12 protein-coding genes and 5 pseudogenes are annotated in these 20521 nt (G+C 60.7%); 7 read left to right on the top strand and 10 right to left on the bottom strand.

The genetic code is table 11. The features are described from left to right. Window positions 1-292: 292 nt before the first annotated feature. The 6 genes and pseudogenes from CO664_RS23130 to CO664_RS31300 all read right to left on the bottom strand — a co-directional run bounded on the left by CO664_RS23130 (window position 293) and on the right by CO664_RS31300 (window position 5955). Window positions 293-1552 (bottom strand): PHB depolymerase family esterase, encoded by a 1260-nt coding sequence (locus CO664_RS23130; RefSeq protein ID WP_097540102.1) that lies wholly within the window; start codon window positions 1550-1552, stop codon window positions 293-295. Window positions 1553-1582: 30 nt separating this feature from the next. Beyond that, on the bottom strand, window positions 1583-2002 hold the full coding sequence (locus CO664_RS23135) for a CopG family transcriptional regulator (protein ID WP_037423744.1): 420 nt from the start codon (window positions 2000-2002) through the stop codon (window positions 1583-1585). Window positions 2003-3074: 1072 nt separating this feature from the next. Further along, the gene (locus CO664_RS23140) at window positions 3075-3278 is read right to left on the bottom strand and encodes a cold-shock protein (protein ID WP_037423747.1); all 204 of its coding nucleotides are present in this window, start codon (window positions 3276-3278) and stop codon (window positions 3075-3077) included. 382 nt (window positions 3279-3660) lie between these two features. Continuing rightward, the gene (locus CO664_RS23145; protein ID WP_097527936.1) at window positions 3661-5040 is read right to left on the bottom strand and encodes a hypothetical protein; all 1380 of its coding nucleotides are present in this window, start codon (window positions 5038-5040) and stop codon (window positions 3661-3663) included. A gap of 248 nt (window positions 5041-5288) precedes the next feature. Continuing rightward, window positions 5289-5507: pseudogene (locus CO664_RS23150) on the bottom strand (ATP-binding protein); the annotation flags it as partial. Between the two features lie 145 nt (window positions 5508-5652). Continuing rightward, a complete protein-coding gene (locus CO664_RS31300; protein WP_234820317.1) occupies window positions 5653-5955 on the bottom strand; it encodes a hypothetical protein in 303 nt (100 codons plus the stop codon). A gap of 635 nt (window positions 5956-6590) precedes the next feature. Here CO664_RS31300 and CO664_RS23160 point away from each other — a divergent pair. The 4 genes and pseudogenes from CO664_RS23160 to CO664_RS23175 all read left to right on the top strand — a co-directional run bounded on the left by CO664_RS23160 (window position 6591) and on the right by CO664_RS23175 (window position 15286). Beyond that, on the top strand, window positions 6591-12128 hold the full coding sequence (locus CO664_RS23160) for a trifunctional serine/threonine-protein kinase/ATP-binding protein/sensor histidine kinase (RefSeq protein ID WP_097540103.1): 5538 nt from the start codon (window positions 6591-6593) through the stop codon (window positions 12126-12128). 176 nt (window positions 12129-12304) lie between these two features. Continuing rightward, window positions 12305-13534, top strand: a complete 1230-nt coding sequence (locus CO664_RS23165; RefSeq protein ID WP_097527935.1) for a sugar ABC transporter substrate-binding protein — start codon at window positions 12305-12307, stop codon at window positions 13532-13534. A gap of 33 nt (window positions 13535-13567) precedes the next feature. Beyond that, a pseudogene (locus tag CO664_RS23170) lies at window positions 13568-14462 on the top strand (sugar ABC transporter permease). Further along, window positions 14459-15286, top strand: a complete 828-nt coding sequence (locus CO664_RS23175) for a carbohydrate ABC transporter permease (protein WP_097540035.1) — start codon at window positions 14459-14461, stop codon at window positions 15284-15286. Before CO664_RS23170 ends, CO664_RS23175 begins: the two are co-directional and overlap by 4 nt. A gap of 356 nt (window positions 15287-15642) precedes the next feature. Here the strand turns inward: CO664_RS23175 and CO664_RS23180 are convergent, their stop codons facing one another. Then, the gene (locus CO664_RS23180) at window positions 15643-16953 is read right to left on the bottom strand and encodes a sorbosone dehydrogenase family protein (protein ID WP_097527934.1); all 1311 of its coding nucleotides are present in this window, start codon (window positions 16951-16953) and stop codon (window positions 15643-15645) included. A 337-nt stretch (window positions 16954-17290) separates the two neighbouring features. Continuing rightward, window positions 17291-17368: pseudogene (locus CO664_RS31745) on the bottom strand (transcriptional regulator); the annotation flags it as partial. Between the two features lie 193 nt (window positions 17369-17561). On the opposite strand from CO664_RS31745, the pseudogene CO664_RS23185 reads away from it, so the two are divergent. Beyond that, window positions 17562-17855: pseudogene (locus tag CO664_RS23185) on the top strand (acetyl-CoA C-acetyltransferase); the annotation flags it as partial. Between the two features lie 295 nt (window positions 17856-18150). On the opposite strand, the gene CO664_RS23190 reads toward CO664_RS23185, so the two are convergent. Next, complete coding sequence (locus tag CO664_RS23190; RefSeq protein WP_097540036.1) at window positions 18151-18636, bottom strand: GNAT family N-acetyltransferase; 486 nt, start codon at window positions 18634-18636, stop codon at window positions 18151-18153. A gap of 245 nt (window positions 18637-18881) precedes the next feature. Here CO664_RS23190 and CO664_RS23195 point away from each other — a divergent pair, with 245 nt between their 5' ends. Both CO664_RS23195 and CO664_RS23200 read left to right on the top strand, forming a co-directional pair. Beyond that, complete coding sequence (locus CO664_RS23195; RefSeq protein WP_176536652.1) at window positions 18882-19142, top strand: hypothetical protein; 261 nt, start codon at window positions 18882-18884, stop codon at window positions 19140-19142. A 6-nt stretch (window positions 19143-19148) separates the two neighbouring features. After that, window positions 19149-19646: pseudogene (locus tag CO664_RS23200) on the top strand (DUF4334 domain-containing protein). 380 nt (window positions 19647-20026) lie between these two features. Here CO664_RS23200 and CO664_RS23210 read toward each other — a convergent pair. Continuing rightward, window positions 20027-20236: a cold-shock protein gene (locus tag CO664_RS23210; RefSeq protein WP_037378482.1), complete on the bottom strand. Its 210-nt coding sequence runs from the start codon at window positions 20234-20236 to the stop codon at window positions 20027-20029. Between the last annotated feature and the right edge of the window lie 285 nt (window positions 20237-20521).

Here is a 20521-nt window from a genome sequence, read left to right on the forward strand (position 1 = left end):
GCGCAAAGAACTCGTGGACCGGAGATTGGTTCCGGATTGCTCGTTCACAATCAGAGCACGGCCGTGAGCAGGTGCGGTTTTCAGGTGGGGTTGAGCGCTTTCTCGCGCGTCGATTGTCAGTGTGAGGGTAGGCACGGGCCCAACATTAACTGTCCGAAAGCAGGAGACTGATGGTTGTGTAGACTCTATGGTGCACTCAGCAGACAAAACGCGGTGACTAAGGAGGGAATTGCTGATGGCTGACGAGAGTAGCACGGGACCAAGTGCTGCGGCTGTAGCGACTTCGACGCCTTTACTCCTGCCCATCGAGGAAGAACCGCACCATTTGGGAAGAGGCGTCCGGACCATGCGGGTCCGTATACGAACCAGCGGAATGGCCGCCGGACCAGGCATGGCCGGCACCCTCCACCAGCCAATATTCGACCGCCGGCCGTCCCGCGGCATCCACGACAGTGGTTCTTTGATAGGTCCGCCCGCCGGCGGATCGGCCGGATTCTTTCCGGACGGCCCATCCGGAGCCTGTTGGCGTGGCTGCCGCGACGATCCGATCGGCGTTGGAGGGATGCACGGTCCGATCCGCACTCCCTTGGAAGACAATCGTCCGGAGCCGGTGTCCATTGGCGAGCCGCTTCGGACGGGATGCAAGCCCGCCATTGCCGCGCATCGCGGAGAAAGCTGAGACGACGTCGTTGGCCGACCCGTAGGTTAGGCCGGAATGGATCCCCGCGGCGGAATAGAGATCGGGATAGGTCTCGCCCATAACCGCCGCCATTGCTCCACCTGCCGAAAGGCCTGCCACGAAGATGCGGCTGCGATCGAGGTCGAATTCGGCCATGATCTCCTTGGTGATGCCGGCAATGATCGAGGGTTCGCCCTCGTCGCGCATCTGGTCGGCGGGCCGGAACCAGTTCCAGCAGAACGATGCGTTGTCAGCCCCGCTTTGGCGGGGATAGGCGACCATCAGGCCGTGCGTCTCGGCGACCGCATTCATGCCGGTTCCTGCAGCAAAGTCTTCGGGATCCTGTTTGCAGCCATGAAGCATGATGACAAGGCCGCGCGGCCGATCGGATGCGGATGCGGGAATGTAGAGCCTGTAGCTTCGCGAGCCCGCGGGGCAGGTGAAGGATCGCGCCAGGAACTGTGCCCCGTCCGGCACAATTGCCGGAGGCCCCCGTTTTGCCAATCCCGGCAGGCTCACGTCATGTAGCGATCCGAAAACGCCGGACGCCAACCGCCCCTCGCGCAATATCCGTACCGTTTCTCCCAAGGATTTCCGCAACCTTCGCGACGCGGTGCCATCGCCAGCGCTTTTGGCGGACTCTTCCACCGCAGGCTTTGCCGATGGCTCGATGACCTCCGCATCCGGATCGATCGGAAAGGGGGTGGAACGCCGATTTGGCGGCGGTGGTGTGATGTCCGGTGTCGAGGCGCGAGTATCTAAGGCCGATTGACCGGCCAGCGCATTCTGGATCACGCGTGTCGCCTCGGCGAGCTTCAGGGCGCGCGTGGACCGTACCGCACGGAGCATGGCCGTGGCAAAATCTTCATTCATCGAGGTGTCCTTGTTGGTCACGCCGCTGCTCTATCGGATGCGATCGGCCAGCGCTGATTTGAGCTCGGTGCTGGCCTGCAGTGCGCCGAGCACGGTGATGGATTCAATTGTTGCCAAAGCAAGTTCCGGCGTGACGTCGGGTGCGAAGCGGGCAAGTCCGACGACCTTGATGTGAAGCCTTTCGCCGGCCGCCTTGAGCGCTTCCAGATCGGCTCTGCTGTAGTCGCGCAGCCCCAGCTCGAGCGTGTGCCGAACGATCGACTGCTTGACCGCCTCGGCTTCGGCCGCGAGCTGGTTGCGGATCGCTGTTCGGATGAAGTCGGTGCGATTGGAATAGAATCCTTCCTGCACGAGAAGGTCGATGCGGCCGAGATCGACGTAACCGAGATTGATGGTGATCTTCTCCGATTCGCCGCCCTTGTCGCGCAACTTGTGTACATTGTCTTTCATGGAATCCTCCACCATCCACCTGGATGGTATATGGATGTTTCATTGACGGGTTGCAAGAGCCATGTCTTTGTTAGCGATGTAATTGCACGTCGATCAGCCTCGAAGACTCCTCACGCTCCCATTCGGCCTTCGCCGCTCCAGGACACTTGCGAGCGACTTGCCGCGCGTTGAAATGAACTCGCCGGCTGAACAACCCGGCAAACTACGATCGCCAATCCACGCCGCCTGGAGGTCCCATCAGGCGTGGTGCACGGGGCCTCCAAATCACACCCTGAATCCGGGCAGCTCTGGAGTTTCGTTCGCACGGAACGCCGCAGTCATGGAAGGTACGTCGATGATCAGAGTTGACCCTCTGCTGATCTTGTGGATCACGGCATCGCTGGCGTTTGCCTCCCCCTGCTGACGCGGCGGCGATGAGGTACAGCATCCTGTGCTTTGTTCGGACGGGGGGTGTCGGGCGGGGTTTTCGACGATGCCCTGGCCAGTCGTGCATAAGCGCGCGAGCGGCCGAACCGCGCCTCTTCCGGTCGGCTAAACCTCGTCGCGCGGGATATTCCCGTACATGGAGATCCTCCACCCGAGCGTGATATACCATCCCGGCCGGATGCCGAGGCGTGCCTCTGCTGTCGAAGGGTGCGGTTAAATCTAGCGTGGGGCAGCACGATCATGGCTGCGGTATATGTGGCGAGTATCTGGCGCGATGACGAGCGACGGGCAAGAGCTGTTGTCCGACGAACTCTCCAAGTTCCTGCCGGCGCTTGCCCAACTTCCCGAAGGCTGATGTCGATGGACGTTTGGACCGCCGCCCTGGCGCGCCACCGTGAAGCGGTCGGACGCCGCGATACGAACTGACTATACGGGGAGGAAGTGGGCGCGACGCATATCGTCAGTTTTAATATCCCTATGCTCTCAGGAGCCAGACGCGCCTTGAAGCCCTACGATGTCGTCGTCGAAAGTCATCGATTGCGTGCTCGTCTTCGAGCGTCCTTTGGATCGTCTTGCACCTGGCGCCGAGAGCGCCAGAAACAGGCGACGTTGCTGATCGTCTACTTCGGGCGAGAAGAGTTGCAGATCAAACTGATCTGACATTTTCGGCTTTCGACTTCCCGGTCTTGCGGTCTTGGCCCAGTTCGTAGCTGACCTTCTCTCCGTCTCGAAGTGGTCCGGAGCCCTGCACCGCCGACACATGGACGAATACATCTGCCCCGCCATTGTCGGGCGTGATGAAGCCAAAACCCTTGTCCTGGTTGAAAAACTTAACGGTACCAGTCGCCATCTTTATCCTCGTCAACGAAGCGGCTTACGTGCTGCCGGCGAAGCTTATTCATCGCTGCGCTCGCATGCAACCTTTCCTCCGTGTGATAGCGCACCAGACAGAAGCCTGGGCTTGGCTGCTCGAATGACTCTCCAGTCTTTGTGACAATGGTCGAAGGTGAAGACTAGCTACATGCATGCGAACGTTTGAATGCCCATTTCCAACGGCCTAATCGGCCGCAAACGCCGGCGTCCATCGCGATCGTCCTTGCTCTCTGCAACAACATCCGCATCAACGCGCTGGCGCCTGCGCTCGTTGAAGTCCCCGTCTCCCGCCGCCGTCGCTTCGATCCCTTCAAGGCGAGCACTTGAAACTCGTCTGTTTTGATGCGCTCGAAGACTCCTCAGGCCATCTCGAGGTGCGAGTCTTTCGCCCCTTGCACGATTAACGGCGCGGGAGACTCCTTTTGCAGGTGGGAAGCGTTAAGTCGGCGCGCCACGATATCGTGGTTGAGCCACCGGACAGGACCGGCGGGATCTGAAGATGCACCAAAAATAAGCTGCCCCGTCGCCTCCACCACGAGGGCACTCAGGAGGTCGCTGATCATCGCCTTGCTGTCCCGATGCATCTGTGTGATCTCGTTGGACGTGCCGATGGTCAGATCGGACTGTGCTTGGCTGTTCGCCATTGGCCACGCCGAGAAGTCGTAAAACGGACGCATGACCTCGTTGGCCTGCATATCGGTAATCTTCTGGAAAACATCCTTCATCGTGAAGCCGTCTGCCAGAAGCTGCTGGCATGCCTGCCATTGGTCCTCTGCCCACTGGCCACCGTTCTCTTTCCTCAAGGCGAGCAGCAGCGGTATCAGGGGAAGCTCGATACCCGTAAATACGTCTGACGAATTGGTCCGTATTTCGGGACAGTTATAGACGGTTGCCTTGACGCCCGCTGCCCAGGCATCCTCCGCGATGCATTCGAGCCGCATCTTGGCGTAACCTTGCGTGTAGTTGGTGTAGGTCTGCCAACGGTAGCTGCCGTCTATCAGGATTGCCGTTCCATGATACCCGTAGGCCGTATAGCGGACCTGACCGCCCGATGCCTCTACGCGCTCCCGGATCGCCGTGCTGAAGTCGATAAGATGTCGAAAGGTGATTGCGGAGACTTCGTCGAAATTCTGCAGGATGAGCTTGCCCATGTCGCTGTCGAGGAGGGCTTGCGATGACATGTGGCGGGGACCAACACCCTTGTAGATTCGATTGGCAACGACCAGGAATACCTTCGCTTTCGGGATACCTCCGGCCATTGTATGGGCGAAAAAAACATTGCGGCCGTCGGCAATCATTCCATCGAGAACGGCCATGACCTGTGAAAGCGAATTCGTGAACCGCGAGGTGGCGATGTCTCGACACAGCTCAATGTAGTCCCAGTCGAGCCTGTCATGCTGCCAGCTCTCCAGCGTCATCGTCGCGAGGAGATCCGTCGGAGTGGGGCCGCCTGCCGGAGCGTCGAGATCGAAGCCAGCCATTAGAGGTATGTTGATAATCCTGCCGCCCAATCGGCCTTCGGCGGCAGAAAGTTCCTCGGCGTTTAGAGGCCGCAGTGCGTTGTTCTCGTCGCGCCGCCCAACCGTAATTCCTACGATCTCCATTCCAGCCCGCCGAGCTTCGTTGACCAAGCCAGTCGCGTATCCGCGACCGAAGAGTTCGCCGAAGAGGACGAAAACATCACCTTTACGGAAGACGCTGTTTTCGGCAATGCCATTCAAGGCGATCGGGTTTTCCATGCTGTCAGCTCTTTGGTCCGTTGGTCGTCGAGCGATGGCTCAGACGAGCTTCAACAGTTACATGACCGCGCTGACCCGTAATAGGAAGTCATTTTAAGTGACCGTTCATTTCAAAACGTGAAGTCCAGTAAGGACTACTCGTCATTCGAACTATAAAAAGAAGGTAAATGTCGGGGCTGGTGGCGCGAACTGTCCTTGGCGAAGTCGCTTATCGGCGCAAAGCTGCCTCAATCGAACAGCCGAAATGTGCGGATGAGGGCGCGGGCGATGGCGATGGCCACATGCGACTTGCCCGTTGCCGGGCCGCCGACGAGGACCATGTTGTGCTGTTCGGCCAGGAAGTTGCCGGTGGCGAGTTCGCGGATCAGCTCTTCGTTGACCGGCGCGCCGTCGAAGTCGAAGTCATCGTTCTCTTTGGCGAGCGGCAGCTTGGCGATGGTGAGCTGGTAGCGGATGGAGCGCGCCTGCGAAGGTGTTTGCTTCCGCCAGCCTTCCAATGCCGTCGACGCAACGGCCAGAGCTGGATCGGGAAACTTGGACAGGGGTTATAAGTGGAATTTCTGCCTGAACACGGCATAGAAGTCGGGAACAGGAGTCTTCTAACTGACGCGATTATTCTTCGATCAGACGCTTCTCTCCCGGGGGGAGCCCCTGCTCGATCAACCTGTCGAGGTAGTCGCAGTAAGGACTGCCTTCATAGAATGGGTGGGCCGCCTCTCGGACGTATTCCGCATTCAGGTTTGGAAACTTCTTCAAAGGATCAGAGATCCAGATCCTCACTTCATCGGTATTGCCCGCCCTGAGGCCGAGCAACGCTGCTCCGATGAATGGATAATAGGTTGTGCGTTCGAAGGACGCGCCTTCCCGTAGATGCACCCGGGCCGTTGAGAGGTCATCGGGCTCGCCTCTCAGCATCAAGCCAATCCGAGCAGTGTCTTGAACGCAAATATAGACGGATCGTGAGGACTAATAACGGCTCGAATCGTCGTATCGGCGTTCCTGAGCCGCACGGCCGCCATTCCATGTGCGAAGTGAAGAAATGCGTAGTCGGGATTTAACGCAAGGCCCTGTTCAGCGACAGGCATGGCCTCAGCCGCTCGCCCGTATGTGGCCAAGCCCCCTGCTTAAAGCGATATCTCAGTGTCTCGCGGACACGCCGCATCTCCAATCTCTCCGCTGGCATCCCGTTCCTTCGCTCATGACAGCCGAAGGACGAAACTTCACACCAGCAGGGGACCCACTTCAGAGCCCTCCAATTGGGAGCGCATCATCTCGGAATCAGGGGGCGACTATTATTCGGAATGAGAGGCCGGAATGATTTCGGAATCAGGGGGCGGATTGCCTCGGAATTTGCACAGAAAGAGATGTCGTAGGAAGACATCGTCAGGCCACGTCATGTGTGGTAATGATCTTTCTTATATTTGCTCTGGCCACCTGGCGGACGAATTTTGTGCGCCAAAGTTGCTGACAGTCTGTCGGGAAACGCCAACTTGTCGACCGAGTCCGGCGGTTGAACCCATCCTCTCGGTTCGGCGCTGATGGAGAGCACCTTGAAGGTCCTGTGGGAGGATGGCGAACGCGTGCTGTGCCGCGGACGGCGTCGGGGTGCCGGCGGCCAGTGGGACGCTGTGCTGACCGTATTTCCCGCCAGCGAGCACCCGACGCCCTCAAGTCTCGATCGCCTCGCCCACGAATATGAACTGAAGGAAGAACTGGAAGGTACATGGGCCGTGCGGCCCCTGGAGTTCGTGCGCGAAGGCGGCCGGACCATGCTGGTCCTCGAGGATCCCGGCGGCGAGCCGCTCGCGCGTCTGCTCGACGGCCCGATGAAGGTCGGAGATTTCTTACGAATCGCCATCGCCATCGCCTCGACCCTATGCAAGGTCCACCAGCGCGGTCTCGTCCACAAGGACGTCAACCCGGCCAACATTCTAGTGAGTGGCGGGAGTGAAGAGGTGCGGCTGATCGGCTTTGGCATTGCCTCGCGCCTCTCTTGCGAACGGCAGACACCCGACCCGCCCGAGACCATCACCGGGACGCTCGCCTACATGGCACCGGAACAGACCGGCCGCATGAACCAATCGGTCGACTCTCGTAGCGATCTCTACGCGCTCGGGATCACCTTTTACCAAATGCTCACGGGCGTACTGCCGTTTGCGGCGGCCGATCCGATGGAGTGGGTGCACTGCCACCTCGCCAGGAAGCCTTTGCCACCCACAGAGCGACTGAAGGGCGTGCCCGGCGTCATCTCAGCGATCATCATGAAGCTGCTCGCGAAGACGGCCGAGCAGCGCTACCAGACTGCCGCCGGTCTGGGCCGCGACTTGCGGCGCTGCCTCACTGCGTGGGAGGTTCTGGGCCGCATCGATGCCTTCCCGCTCGGCGAAGACGACACGCCGGACCGGCTCCTGATCCCGGAGAAGCTGTATGGACGCGAGCGCGAAATCAAAGCCCTGGTCGCGGCCTTCGACCGCATCGTCCAGGGTGGCGGCCCGGAGCTGGTGCTGGTGTCCGGCTACTCCGGTATCGGCAAGTCCACCGTCGTCGGCGAGCTGCGGAAGGTGCTAGTGCCGTCGCGCGGGCTGTTCGCCTCGGGCAAGTTCGACCAATACAACCGCGACATCCCATATGCCAGCTTGGCGCAGGCCTTGCAGGGGCTGATCCGCCCGCTGCTTGGCAAGAGTGAGGCCGAGCTGGCGCCCTGGCGCGAAGCCTTTGGCGAGGCGCTTGGCCGAAACGGCCAGCTCATGGTGACACTCATCCCTGAGCTCGAACTCCTCACTGGCCCGCAGCCGCCGCTACCGGAGCTGCCGCCGCAGGACGCGCAGCGCCGCTTCCAGATGGTGTTCCGCCGCCTGCTCGGCGTGTTCGCGCAGCCGGAGCATCCGCTGGCGCTGTTCCTCGATGACCTGCAGTGGCTTGATGCTGCGACGCTCGACCTGCTTGAGCACTTGGTGACCCAGCCGGAGCTGCGCCACTTGCTGCTTATCGGCGCTTACCGGGACAACGAGGTCACGCCAGCGCACCCGCTGATGCGGCGGCTGGCGACGATCCGCAGCTTGGGCGTGCCGGCGCAGGAGATTGTGCTGGCGCCGCTGCGGCTTGAGGATCTCGACCGGCTCATTGCCGATGCGCTGCACTGCGCGCCAGCCTGTGCCGCGCCTCTGGCCCGGCTGGTGTTCGAAAAAACCATCGGCAATCCCTTCTTTGTCATCCAGTTCCTCACAGCACTCGCCGAGGAAGGACTAGTCGCTTTCGACCATGGACAGGCATGCTGGTCCTGGGATCTCGAGCGCATTCACGCCAGGGGTTACACAGACAATGTAGTGGACCTTTTGCTGAGCAAGTTGCGCCGCCTCCCCGAAACGACCCAGGATGCCCTGCAGCAGTTGGCCTGTCTGGGCAACGTTGGCGAGATCGCCACCCTCAGACTGGTCCAGCGGGAGAGCGAGGCTGCGCTGGACGCAGCACTATCGGAGGCGGAGCGAGCCGGGTTGGTATGCCGGAGGGATGGGGCCTATTACTTCCTGCACGACCGCGTCGAGGAGGCAGCTTATACGCTTATCCCTGAAGGCGAGCGGGCCGCTGCACACCTCACCATCGGCCAGCGGCTGGTCGCGCACACGCCGCCGGAGGAGGTCGAGGAGAGTGTCTTCGACATCGTCGGCCAACTCAACCGGGGCATCGCGCTGATCGCCTCGGGCGAGGAGCGGGAGTGGGTTGCCGAACTGAACTTGATCGCTGGCCGGCGCGCCAAAGCCTCGACTGCCTACGCTTCGGCGCTGACCTATCTCACTGCCGGCCGGTCCCTATTGCCGGAGGACTGCTGGGAGCGCCGGTACGAGCTCGCTTTCGCGCTGGAGCTGCACATGGCCGAGTGCGAGTTCCTCACCGGCGCGCTGGGGGAAGCGGAGGCGCGCCTCGCCGAACTGGCAAGCCGCGCCGTCAGCCTGCCCGACTTGGCCACCGTAACCCGGCTGCGGGTGGACCTCTTCATGACTCTCGGCCGAAGCGACCGCGCCATCATTGTCGGCCTCGACTACCTGCGCCGCGTCGGCGTCGCTTGGTCGGCGCATCCGACGAAGCACGACGTCCGGCAGGAATACGCGCGGATGTGGCGGCAGCTCGGCGACCGTCCGATCGACGCACTGCTCGACCTGCCCCGGATGACCGATCCGGTCGCGTGCGCGACAATGGACGTGCTTACCTCGCTCGTGTCCCCGGCCTTGTTCACCGACGAGAACCTGCGGTGCCTCGTCATCGGCCGCATGGGAAATCTCAGCCTTGAGCATGGTAACAGCGACGCTTCGTGTTACGCCTACACCGCGGTGGGCAACGTACTGGGACTGTTTTTCGGCGACTACAAGGCGGGGTTCCGCTTAGGCGAGCTGGGGCTTGATATGGTGGAGCAAAATGGCGCGGACCGCCTCAAGGCCCGCGTTTACCTGGCCTTCGGGAACCTCGCGAAGCCTCCGATGCGGCACTTTCCAAGGGGCCGTCCAATCGCACGGCACGCCTTCGACACGGCGCTCCAGGCCGGTGACCTGACCTACGCGGCCTTTAGCTGCAACAACGTGCTCACCCAACTTCTCGCCAGCGGCAATCCGCTCGCCGAAGTGCAGCGCGAGGCCGAAGCCGGGCTCGACTTTGCGCGGCAAGCGAAGTTCGGTCTCGTCGTCGATCTCATCACCGCGCAGGTCGGGCTTGTCCGGGCTCTCCGCGGCCAAACCGCTATCTTCGGCTCCTTCAACAATACCGGGTTCGATGAGACCCGGTTCGAACAACATCTGGAGGAGGATCCGCGCCTGTCGATCGCAGCCTGCTTGTACTGGATCCGCAAGCTGCAGGCCCGTGTCTTCGCCCACGACCACGCCGCAGCGGTCGCGGCGGCGGCGAAAGCAGAACGCCTTCTTTGGATCTCGCCAGCCATCTTCGAGCGGGCGGAATACCATCTCTACGCTGCGCTGGCACGGGCCGCGTTCTGCGACGCGGCCCCCGCTGCGGAGCGAGCCCGCCACCTCAAGGCCTTGGCAGCCCACCACCGCCGGCTCCAGGAGTGGGCCGAGAACTGCCCGGACAACTTCGCGAGCCGCGCCGCGCTGCTCGGCGCGGAGATCGCCCGCCTCAAAGGGCAGTGGCTCGAGGCCGAGCGTCTCTACGAGCAGGCCATCCGATCTGCCCGCGACAACGGCTTGATCCATAATGAGGCGCTCGCCTCCGAACTGGCAGCGCGCTTCTACGCGGCGCGCGGCTTCGAAACCAATACCCATGCCCATCTGCGAAACGCGCGGCACTGCTACCTGCGTTGGGGAGCTGATGGCAAGGTGCAGCAACTCGATGCATTGTATCCCTACCTGCGAGAGGATGAGCCAGCACCCGGGCCGAAGAGGACGATCGGAGTGCCGATCGAACAACTTGACCTCGCCACGGTGATTAAAGTGTCGCAAGCCATCTCGGGCGAGATAGTCGTTGAAAAGCTGATGGACACGGTCTTGCGCACCGCCATCGAGCAGGCGGGGGCCGAGCGCGGCCTATTGATTGTATCGCGTGGCGGTGAGTCACGGATCACGGCGGAAGCCACGACCGGCGGCGACACGGTCGTGGTACAGCTGCGCGACGAGTTCGTGACCGCGATGATGCTGCCGGAATCGGTCCTTCATTATGTCTTGCGCACAAACGAGAGCGTGGTTCTTGGCGACGCAACAGCTCAAAACCCATTTTCCGCCGACCCCTACATTTGTCAGCACCATGCTCGTTCCATTCTCTGCCTGCCGTTGCTTAATCAGGGTGAGCTGACCGGAGTGCTTTATCTTGAGAATAACCTCGCCCCTCGGGTCTTCGCGCCAGCGCGAATCGCAGTGCTTAAGCTGCTCGCCTCTCAGGCAGCGATCTCATTGCAGAATACCCGGTTGTACCGCGATCTCGCAGAACGCGAAGCCAAGATCCGCCGCCTCGTCAAGGCCAATATCATCGGGATCGTCATCTGGGATATGGAAGCTCGCATTCTGGAGGCAAACGATGCGTTTCTCCGCATGGTCGGATACGACCAAGAGGATCTTGCCTCTGGTCAGCTATGCTTGACGGACCTGACCCCGGGCGAATGGCGCGACCGCGACGCACGGACCGCTGAAGAGCTGAAGGCGACCGGGGCAGTTCACCCGTTCGAGAAGGAGTACTTTCGCAAAGATGGCAGCCGTTTGCCCGTGCTGGTCGGCAGTGCGCTGTTCGAAGACAGCAGGAAAGAAGGTGTCTCTTTTGTCCTCGATTTGACCGAGCGCCGGTGGGCGGCAGAGGCGTTACGCGAAAGCGAGGGGGCCTTGCGAGAGGCACAAGGGCAACTGTCCCACGCAAACCGGGTCGCCACCATGGGGCAGCTCACAGCCTCCATCGCCCATGAAGTCAACCAGCCGATCGCAGCGTCGGTCACCAACGCCCAGGCGGCTTTGCGCTGGCTGGGTACCAATCCGCCAAATTTGGAGGAAGTGCGTGAGGCGCTCGACCGGATCGTCGATAACGCCAAACGAGCGGGCGACGTCATTGGCCGGATCCGGGGTTTGGTTAAAAAGGAACCGCCTCGCAAGGAGCAGTTCGACCTCAATGAAGCCATTCGCCACGTGATTGCCTTGACCCGCAGCGAAGTGCTCCGGCAAGGCGTCTCGCTGCAGACCGAATTTGCGACGAGCCTTCCGTCCGTGGAAGGAGATCGCGTCCAGCTGCAACAGGTGATCCTCAATCTGATCATGAACGCCATCGAGGCGATGAGCGGCATTAGTGAGGGGGAGCGCGAGTTGCTGATCAGCACCGAGACAGAGGCCTCAGGAGGCGTGGATGTCAGGGTACAGGACTCGGGCCCGGGACTGGACCCGCAGAGTATAGACCGCCTCTTCGAGGCCTTCTACACAACCAAACCCAGCGGCATGGGCATGGGCCTGGCGATCTGCCGTTCGATCGTCGAGGCTCACGGCGGCCGGCTGTGGGTCTCCGCGAATGAACCTCGCGGGGCGGTGTTTCAGTTCACTCTGCCTCCCGAACGGGACGAAACCGCTCGCGCAGAGCATACCGACCAAATGGCAGTGTTGGGAAACTGATGGGACGAACGGCTGGCTGAAACTCGCGCAGCCAGTGCAAGTCTTGCGAAAGAGTGAAGGCCGTCGGCCCCTCTCCACCGCGAGACGACCGAGGCGTGGCCGGGTTGAATTCCCCTCCATGACCCGGTCATCGGGGCCAAAGGGGGCTGGATCAAGATAGCCAAGAGGAGGAGACCATGGATATCCGCAAAGTCGCCGTGCTCGGTGCTCTCGCGCTTGCTACCGTCTCGTGTTTCTATGTTCCGGCCAAGGCCGAGGACGTGACGATCTCCGTCTGGTCGCACGATAACGATCGGCCGGCGTCGAACCTGATCTCCGACTACAACAAGCTTAATACGGGCATCAAGATCGAGTACCGGGAGGTCCCGTTTGACGATCTGGTGAGCGAGGCCTTACGCGCCTATGCCACGGGCCAGGCTCCGGATATTATCGCGGTCGATAATCCTGAACATGTCCTGTTCGCGTCGCGCGGCGCCTTTTTGGATCTGACCGACATGATCGCGAAATCGACGGTAATCAAGCCGGAAAACTACTTCCCAGGCCCGCTCGCCTCCACGATGTGGGAAGGCAGGCATTACGGCGTTCCAAAGGCGACGAACACGATCGCGCTATATTACAATAAGGACATGTTCAAGGCGAAGGGCCTTGATCCTGACAAGCCGCCGCAAACCTGGGCTGAATTGGTGGACGCGGCACGAAAGCTGACCGACCTGGCAGCCAACGTGTACGGCATAACTTTTTCGGCCAAGGCGAGCGAGGAGGGCACCTTCCAATTCCTGCCGTGGGCACAGATGGCCGGTGCCAGTTACGAAATCATCAACACCGATGGCGCGGTCAGGGCGCTCGATACCTGGAAAACGATCCTCGACGAGAGGCTTGCTTCTCCGGATACGCTGACGCGCAGCCAGTGGGATTCGACCGGGACGTTCAATTCCGGAAACGCGGCCATGGCGATTTCCGGTCCCTGGGAGCTCGACCGAATGGTTGCCGAAGCGAAGTTCGATTGGGGCGTGACGTTGCTGCCGGTACCGGAAGACGGTGCCGAACGCTCCTCCTCCATGGGGGACTTCAATTGGGCGATCTTCGCCAGCACGAAGCACCCTGAAGAGGCCTTCGGGGTGCTTGAGTATTTGATCTCCCAGGATGACCGCATGTTCAGAGACTTCGGCCTGCTCCCGGCCCGCACCGATATCGCAATTCGCGAGACCGGCCAGCCGCGCAAGGATGCCGCGCTCAAGGTTTTTCTCGAACAGCTCAAGTACGCCAAGCCTCGGGGCCCGCACCCTGAATGGCCGAAGATCTCCAAGGCAATCCAAGATGCGATCCAGGCGGCGCTAACCGGACAGATGTCTTCCAGGGAAGCGCTCGACCAAGCGGCCAAAAAGATAAAGGCCGTGCTCGGCTGAAAGGAGGGGCGCCTATCGGATGTGGAGGCGCTCATGAAGAAAATCCTGTCCAGCATCATCGATGGTAAGGGCTTCGACATTGCGCTCGTTGCACTGCCGCTCACTTTCCTGCTCACCCTTTCCGGCATACCGCTCGTCTACAACGTTCTGATGAGTTTCCAACAGTGGATCTGTTCAGCCTTGGAACCTTCGGACGACCCTTTGTCGGCTTCACACGGAGCTCTTCGCGCAGCTGGAAACCAGCCCAATTCTCCTTAACACGGCACTCTTCGTCAGCGCCTCGATTGCCGGCCAATTCGTCATAGGCTTCGGGCTGGCACTTTTCTTTTGGATGAATTTTCCGGGCGCGTCCTGGCTTCGCGGTCTCTTTCTCGTCTCCTGGGTGATGCCCGGCCTAGTGGTTGGTGCGATCTGCAGCTGGATTCTCTCGGGCGATTTTGGAGTCCTCAACTTCTTCTTGAGGGAAATCGGTGTGACCGACGGCAATATCTTCTGGCGCTCCGATCCGCACGGTTCGCTCTGGGCGGTGATTATCGCCAATATCTGGCTTGGTACCTCGTTCAACATGATCCTGCTTTCGGTCGGGCTTTCGGGCATACCGAAGGATCTCTATGAGGCGGCGGAGCTCGATGGAGCCAACGCGCTGCAACGCTTCTGGACGATTACCTTGCCGATGATGCGCACGACGATCGGCGCTGTCATCGCGCTCGGCCTGATCTTCACGCTGCAGCAGTTCGATCGTTTCGCCGCGATCACCTCCGGTGGACCGAACAATTCGTCCAATGTCACGCAATACTGTGCCTGGGAGTTGTCGTTCCGACAGTACGATTTCGCCAAGGGAGCGACGATCTCTGTGATCATGATCGTCTTCGTGATGTTCGCCTCAATCGTCTACGTCCGCTCCACACGTCACGAGGTGCGGGGGTGACCGATACCTTCCGCGAAAAGTTGATGCTGGCCGTGGCGCTGGTGCTCGCCGCCATCTATCTATTCCCGCTCTACTGGATGTACATTACGGCGCTAAAGTCCGGCTCGGCGATGTTTGCCAACCCTCCGGATTTTTGGCCGACCGACCCACAGTGGCAGATCTACGGCCAAGTCTGGCACAGCCGCAACATGGGGCGTTACATCTGGAACTCGCTGGTCATCGCTTTCGGTGCCGTAGCCGTTATCTTAGTTCTCGGTGTCGGCTGCGCCTATGTGCTGGCACGCTACCGCAATGTCTGGGTGGATGTCGGGCTCTTCCTCATCCTCATGCTGCAGGTCCTGCCGTCATCACTGATGATCACACCAATCTTTGTTGGCTTTTCACAGATCGGGCTGCTCGACTACCCACGCCTGGCGGTCATCCTCGCGATCGCCGCCAAGAGTATGCCCTTCTTCATAGTGCTGGTGCGCGCAACATTCATGAGCGTTCCGCAGGAGTTGGAGGAAGCGGCCCTCGTCGATGGCAGTTCCCGCGTCGGCGCCTTTTTTCGAATCGTCCTGCCGCTCGCTCGCAACGGCATCCTCGTCGGCGCCATCCTGATCTTCATGCAGGCTTTCGGCGAGTTCGTCTATTCGAAGTCGATGATCCAGAGAATTGAGCTGCAACCGGCCAGCGTCGGGCTCAATAGCTTCATGGGGCCGAACACCAACGAATGGAACAGCATTATGGCCTATGCGGCCATCTATGTGACTCCCATGCTCGCTGCCTTCGTTCTCTTGCAGCGTGGCATCGTCTCCGGCCTCACCGCGGGGGCCCTGAAATGATCCACGCCACCTCAGTCCACCGTGGCGAGCTTGACTTGCACTCCGGCAGATCCAAGCCGGACCGACATAGGCGCTGGTGCGTAGGGTGTTGAACACAAGCCCAAGGATGCGATTGCGTCTATGCGTGGGCAGAACTGGTTGCCAGCTAACCCTCCCAAGCGTCACACCAGCGCAGAGCTCAACCCCTCAAGCAGGTCTTCGGCCCTATGCCCGCGACACGGACATACGTCGATTAGCCGTAGTCGAGAAGTGTCCAAATCGGCCAACCAGCGAAAAACCCAACGGAAAACGCCTCTCCGCCGTCGGTGATCCGGATGCCATGGGCATTCCCATGCAGGGCGGCACCGATGCGCGTTTCACATGCGCTCCGCCTCGCCCGTGACGCGCCAGATCACATCGCCGACATCGTCCGCCACCAACAAGGAGCCGTCGGGGCCGATGGTAACTCCAACCGGCCGCCCATAGGACGACCGCTCGTCAGGCGAAAGGAAACCGGTCAGAATGTCGCGCGGCGGCCCGGCTGGACGTCCATTCACGAACGGCACGAAGACAACCTTGTAGCCGCGCAATGTGCTGCGGTTCCAGGAACCATGCTGCCCGATGACCATGCCGTCCGGGAAGCCGGGCAGAGTGCCTGCGGGAAGCCAGCAAAGGCCAAGTGATGCAGTGTGTCCGCCCAAGGCATAGTCCGGTGTTATAGCGGTTGCGACCATCGCCGGGTCCTGCGGCACCCGGTCGTCCAAGTTCTGCCCCCAGTAGCAATAGGGCCATCCATAGAAGCCGCCGTCGCGCACTGATGTCAGATAGTCGGGCGGCGTCTCGTCGCCCAGGCCATCGCGCTCATTAACCACCGTCCAGAGCGCACCCGTCGTTGGTTCCCACGCCATACCCACCGGGTTGCGCAGACCGGAGGCAAAAATGCGGTGCTGACCACTCTCGAGGTCAAGCGCGTGGATAGCGGCCCGTCCTTCTTCTGCCGCCATGCCGCGCTCGCCGATGTTGCTGAGCGAACCGACGCCGATGAAAAGCTTTCGTCCATCGCGACTCGCAAGCAGGCTTCGCGTCCAATGCCCCCCGGCCTTGAAGGACGTAACCTTTTGGCCTGTCGCGCTGATACGTGTGTCGCCCGTTTCATACGGGAACGCAACCACCCCGTCTGTGTTGCCGACATACAACGTATCGCCCAGAAACGCCATGCCGAACGGCTGATTGAGTCCGTCGAGAAATTCGGTGCGGATTTCGGCCACGCCGTCGCCATCCGCATCCCGCAACAGCGTGATGCGGTTCGGACTTGCGCCCACTGCGGCGGCGCGCTTCATTGTGCTCAACATGGCGTAGTCGAAGGCGGATTTAATGCCCCCCGGCTCGCTCAGTGCCTCAGCAACCAGTACGTCGCCATTCGGCAACACGTAAATCCAACGGGGATGTTTGAGCCCGGCCGCGAATGCGTTCACGTTGAGCCCGGCCGCCGCAGTCGGCATTTGCTCCGCGGGCCATCCCTTGGCTGTCGGCATCTTCAGGGTCGGAATGCCCTGCGGCTTGGCTCTCGGGATTGTCGGGGCGCTGCCATAGGCCGGTTCCAGAGAATCGCCGTCCTGGCGCCGCAAAAGGATGGCCACAGCGCCGATCAGTGCGACCAATCGACCGAGAATATCTGACAGGCCCATGTGCCCTCCTAACCTTGATGCGCAGCCTACCCGAAGCTCCTGCGGGTTGGTATCCTCAAACCGCATTGTTTGTGGGCCACTGACGCAAAAGCCGGCCTCGACCCAGTGCATAAATTGCAAGCCATCATCGAGTTCGACATGACCGGCAAAATTCTGGCGGGCAACGCCAAACTTCTGCCGCGACCTTGGACACTATGCATGGGGGATTCTTGGCAAGCATCGCCGAATGTTTTCTCGATCCGGCGGAAGGCTCGTCCTCCGATTTTCGGGAGTTCTGGTGAGATCTGGATAGAAGTCTCCGATGTGCGAACGATGCGGTTGGAATGGAGTCTAGATGCGTGTTGAGCTGGATCGTCCCTGACGCTTCTGACTTCTCAATCCATTCGATGGTGTGCGGCCGAACGCCGATGCGCGCGGTGTGGGAGTTCGAGAAGGGCGGGCGCGAACTCATGTCCGCGTCGACGGCCCGCTCATCATCAACGACGAACGTCTGACGATCAGAGCCGCGATGGCTGGCTCGGCCTAGTGATGGAGGACTTGGTCCAAGGCGCCGTCGCGAATGGCTATGTCGATGGTGGGCGGGTCAGCGGCTTCATCGCCATCCAAGCCCCGTCCCCGCATCCCGCAACGCGCTGGAGAAGGCCGACTGGGCGGTCGACGACGTGGAACTGGTGGAGGCGAACGGAGGCGTTCGCGCCCAGGCCTGCGCCGTCAACAAGGACCTCGGTTGGGATCCCCTATCGTCAACGTCAATGGCGGCGCGATCGCGATCGGCCATCCGATCGGCGCTTCTGGCGCCCGCGTCCTCAACACGTTGCTCTTCGTGATGAAGCGGCGGGGCGTTTTCCGGGCCTCGCGTCGGCGGCGGCATGGGCGTCGCCATGTGCGTCGAGCGCCTTTAGCAGTTCCGCGTTGCTCCCACAGAGGCGAGCGCACAGCGGAGCAGCGATGCACATTGCTCGCTGCTGCGCAAGCGAGCATATCATCGGCATTGCAGTCGACGGGCCAGACGCTTTGTTCGTCGGCAGCGTTTCGGCGGCTCGCCTATCAACTCTCGCCAATGTCCGCCGTCGGACATCCAATCGAGCCATAAGATCAAGCTTGACGCGACGGTCGCTTAGGACTCAATCGCGGCTTCCGTCACGTTCCCCGCCTACGGCCCCTGTGGGCCGGGAGCGAAAGCTGGCTTTGATCGAGCTAGACGCCCCGCGAAAAGGTGAGGACGGTGAGCCCATGCGGGCCGACATCTTCTTCCAGGCGACGCCAGCCGAATGCCTCATAGAATGAGCGCTTTTCCGGCAAAGCGCATAGATAGGCAACATCATGGCCCAGGTCGAACGTCGCTTCTGCTGCGCGGCGGACAAGGGCCCTGCCAATACCCCGACGCCGGTGGTCGGCATCGACCCATACGGCCGCCACCCATGGAGCGTATTGCGGACGCTCCTCCAGGTCGCAGGAGATGATTAGGGCCGATCCGAGATATGTCGCGCCCTCGTGGGCAACAAGCCCGAAAGGCAGTGCTCCTTCGTCCAGCAATTCCTGCATGTGGTCGGCTACATGTTCGAGCGGATGGCCGGCGCCTTGCCACCAAGCCCGCCAGATACGATCTGCAATCGTAGGGCAGAAGCCCGGCTGATCACGCAAGTCCGAGATTGCGTAAGGCTGCGACTGTGATTGGGGCATGCGTCCTCGTGAGCTTCGGTTGCTGGAATGGGTCGAGCGCGGATAAAATTTTGAGTTGCAGCTCACTTCATGGCTGATGTACTTAAACGGGTAGTGATCGTAAGGCGCTGCAATTTCTCGTGGCCCTCCACAGTGCGTTGCTCCTCGGCTGCCGAGATCGAAACGCGGCCAGCGCCCGACCCTTCGGAACCAATCCCATCGGCGATGGTTCGACACCTCTCTGTGCAGCGGAAGGAGGCATGGAAATGGCCCAGCAAGTACCGCTCGATCCACATGGTCGCGCCGAGAACCCGCCGAGCAACACGGCAAATGACGACGGCACTCTGCAGCTGTGCTCCGACGTCGCTTACCGGCGCCTTGGCATTGTCAATGTCGTGTTCTTCGGAAGCCCGGGTGCCGGCGACCGCAAGTGGGTTCTGATCGACGCCGGAGTGATGGGGACGACCGGCCTCATTACCCGGGCCGCCGAGGAACGTTTCGGTGCAAAATCACGGCCGGAATTGTGATGACGCATGGACACTTCGACCACGTCGGCGCTCTCGAAGAGATTTCCGACCTGGAGGGGACGTGGCATTCCGACTGGCCATCCGCTCGACGTGTGCTGGAAAACCTCGGATGGTTCGGTAAGCGTTTCAGGCCGGATATGCGCGAATGCACTGTTGTTTCGCATGGGACGGCGGCGGCTCATCGCCATCGATCCGGCGAGAATACCAGTTCGCCTGGCGCTTCGTTTCCAAAACATCGGCAGCACGGGCGCCGCGAGACACCTGTTTTCGTGCCTTAAGCGCGGACTTCGGGCGAAGGGCCCTGTGGCTTCGCTGACGACCATGCCGTTCTACGGCGTGGTGAGTGCCGCCATGATCTATGACGACCAGCCCATCGTCGACTACTTTCGCCGGATCGATGAGCAAAGGATCATGGGGGCGATGACGGTCAGCGGTGACGACCGGATCTACTTCTTCGAACTCGAGCGGGTGGATGAGCCTTTACAGCGCCACGCATCCAATTAGACGCGCAAAGGTCACGGTAGCACTTTGAATTACTGCCAGCTGAATAGCTGCCCGTGGCAGTAATCACCTATCGCCGAGCATCCGTTTTCGAGGACGGCTTTTTCGTGCGCGGTCGCCCGGCTGCGGCAGGGCGTTCGCCAAGCTCGGCCTCGGCTGCATCCCTCTCCAACCTGAGTTGTCTCAGTCGGGCCGTTTTCTTCTCTCTCGCCAGCGCTTCCTGTTCCATGATTGCCCGACAGGCGAGAGTTGCCTGATCGACAGCGTGGTTCGAGGCGACTTTCTTGCTCGGCTTGAACGGATCACTTCGGCCAACATCTTTCATTGCCTTCTCCTTCGTGAGGTCAGGAACGCTGAAGCCCAGGTCATCACGACGGGCGACATCAAAGTGCGCGAAGGTTGTCCGCAGAACTCTTGCCCGACCTGCGGTCCTGAGTGATTTCGAAACTTACCTTTTGGCCGTCTTTGAGAGTGGAGAGGCCGGCACGCTCTACCGCCGAGATATGCACGAAGACATCCTGACCGCCGTCATCAGGCTGGATGAAGCCAAAGCCCTTGGTGCTGTTGAACCACTTTACCGTTCCAGAAGCCATGTAGCGTCCTTTTCAAGTCAGAGGGTCGCCCTAGGCGATCCGAGAAAGCTAATCTTTTCATGAAGTCGCGATCGAGCGCAACGGCATAAGATGTAGTGTCACTCGTCAATTGCTTAGTACCAGCGTCCCCGGCCGTACCAGCCGCCACCCAATAGGATAAGAACAAGGATGATGATTAAGAGCGTCGTGATATCCATCTCGGTCTCCTGAAGTACCTGGTCGACTTCACCGCGCTTGACGATGGGTACTTCGATTGACGGAAACGTCCAAGCAAGAAGGTTTGTT

The organism is Sinorhizobium sp. NG07B (assembly GCF_002532005.1).
Taxonomy (GTDB): Bacteria; Pseudomonadota; Alphaproteobacteria; order Rhizobiales; family Rhizobiaceae; genus Sinorhizobium; species Sinorhizobium fredii_C.

Coding starts and splice junctions, on each gene's coding strand:
- CO664_RS23140 (WP_037423747.1), bottom strand. CDS start 3,278: ATGGCGACTGGTACCGTTAAGTTTTTCAACCAGGACAAGGGTTTTGGC.
- CO664_RS23165 (WP_097527935.1), top strand. CDS start 12,305: ATGGATATCCGCAAAGTCGCCGTGCTCGGTGCTCTCGCGCTTGCTACC.
- CO664_RS23145 (WP_097527936.1), bottom strand. CDS start 5,040: ATGGAAAACCCGATCGCCTTGAATGGCATTGCCGAAAACAGCGTCTTC.
- CO664_RS23135 (WP_037423744.1), bottom strand. CDS start 2,002: ATGAAAGACAATGTACACAAGTTGCGCGACAAGGGCGGCGAATCGGAG.
- CO664_RS31300 (WP_234820317.1), bottom strand. CDS start 5,955: ATGCTGAGAGGCGAGCCCGATGACCTCTCAACGGCCCGGGTGCATCTA.
- CO664_RS23210 (WP_037378482.1), bottom strand. CDS start 20,236: ATGGCTTCTGGAACGGTAAAGTGGTTCAACAGCACCAAGGGCTTTGGC.
- CO664_RS23195 (WP_176536652.1), top strand. CDS start 18,882: ATGGCCCAGCAAGTACCGCTCGATCCACATGGTCGCGCCGAGAACCCG.
- CO664_RS23190 (WP_097540036.1), bottom strand. CDS start 18,636: ATGCCCCAATCACAGTCGCAGCCTTACGCAATCTCGGACTTGCGTGAT.
- CO664_RS23130 (WP_097540102.1), bottom strand. CDS start 1,552: ATGAATGAAGATTTTGCCACGGCCATGCTCCGTGCGGTACGGTCCACG.
- CO664_RS23180 (WP_097527934.1), bottom strand. CDS start 16,953: ATGGGCCTGTCAGATATTCTCGGTCGATTGGTCGCACTGATCGGCGCT.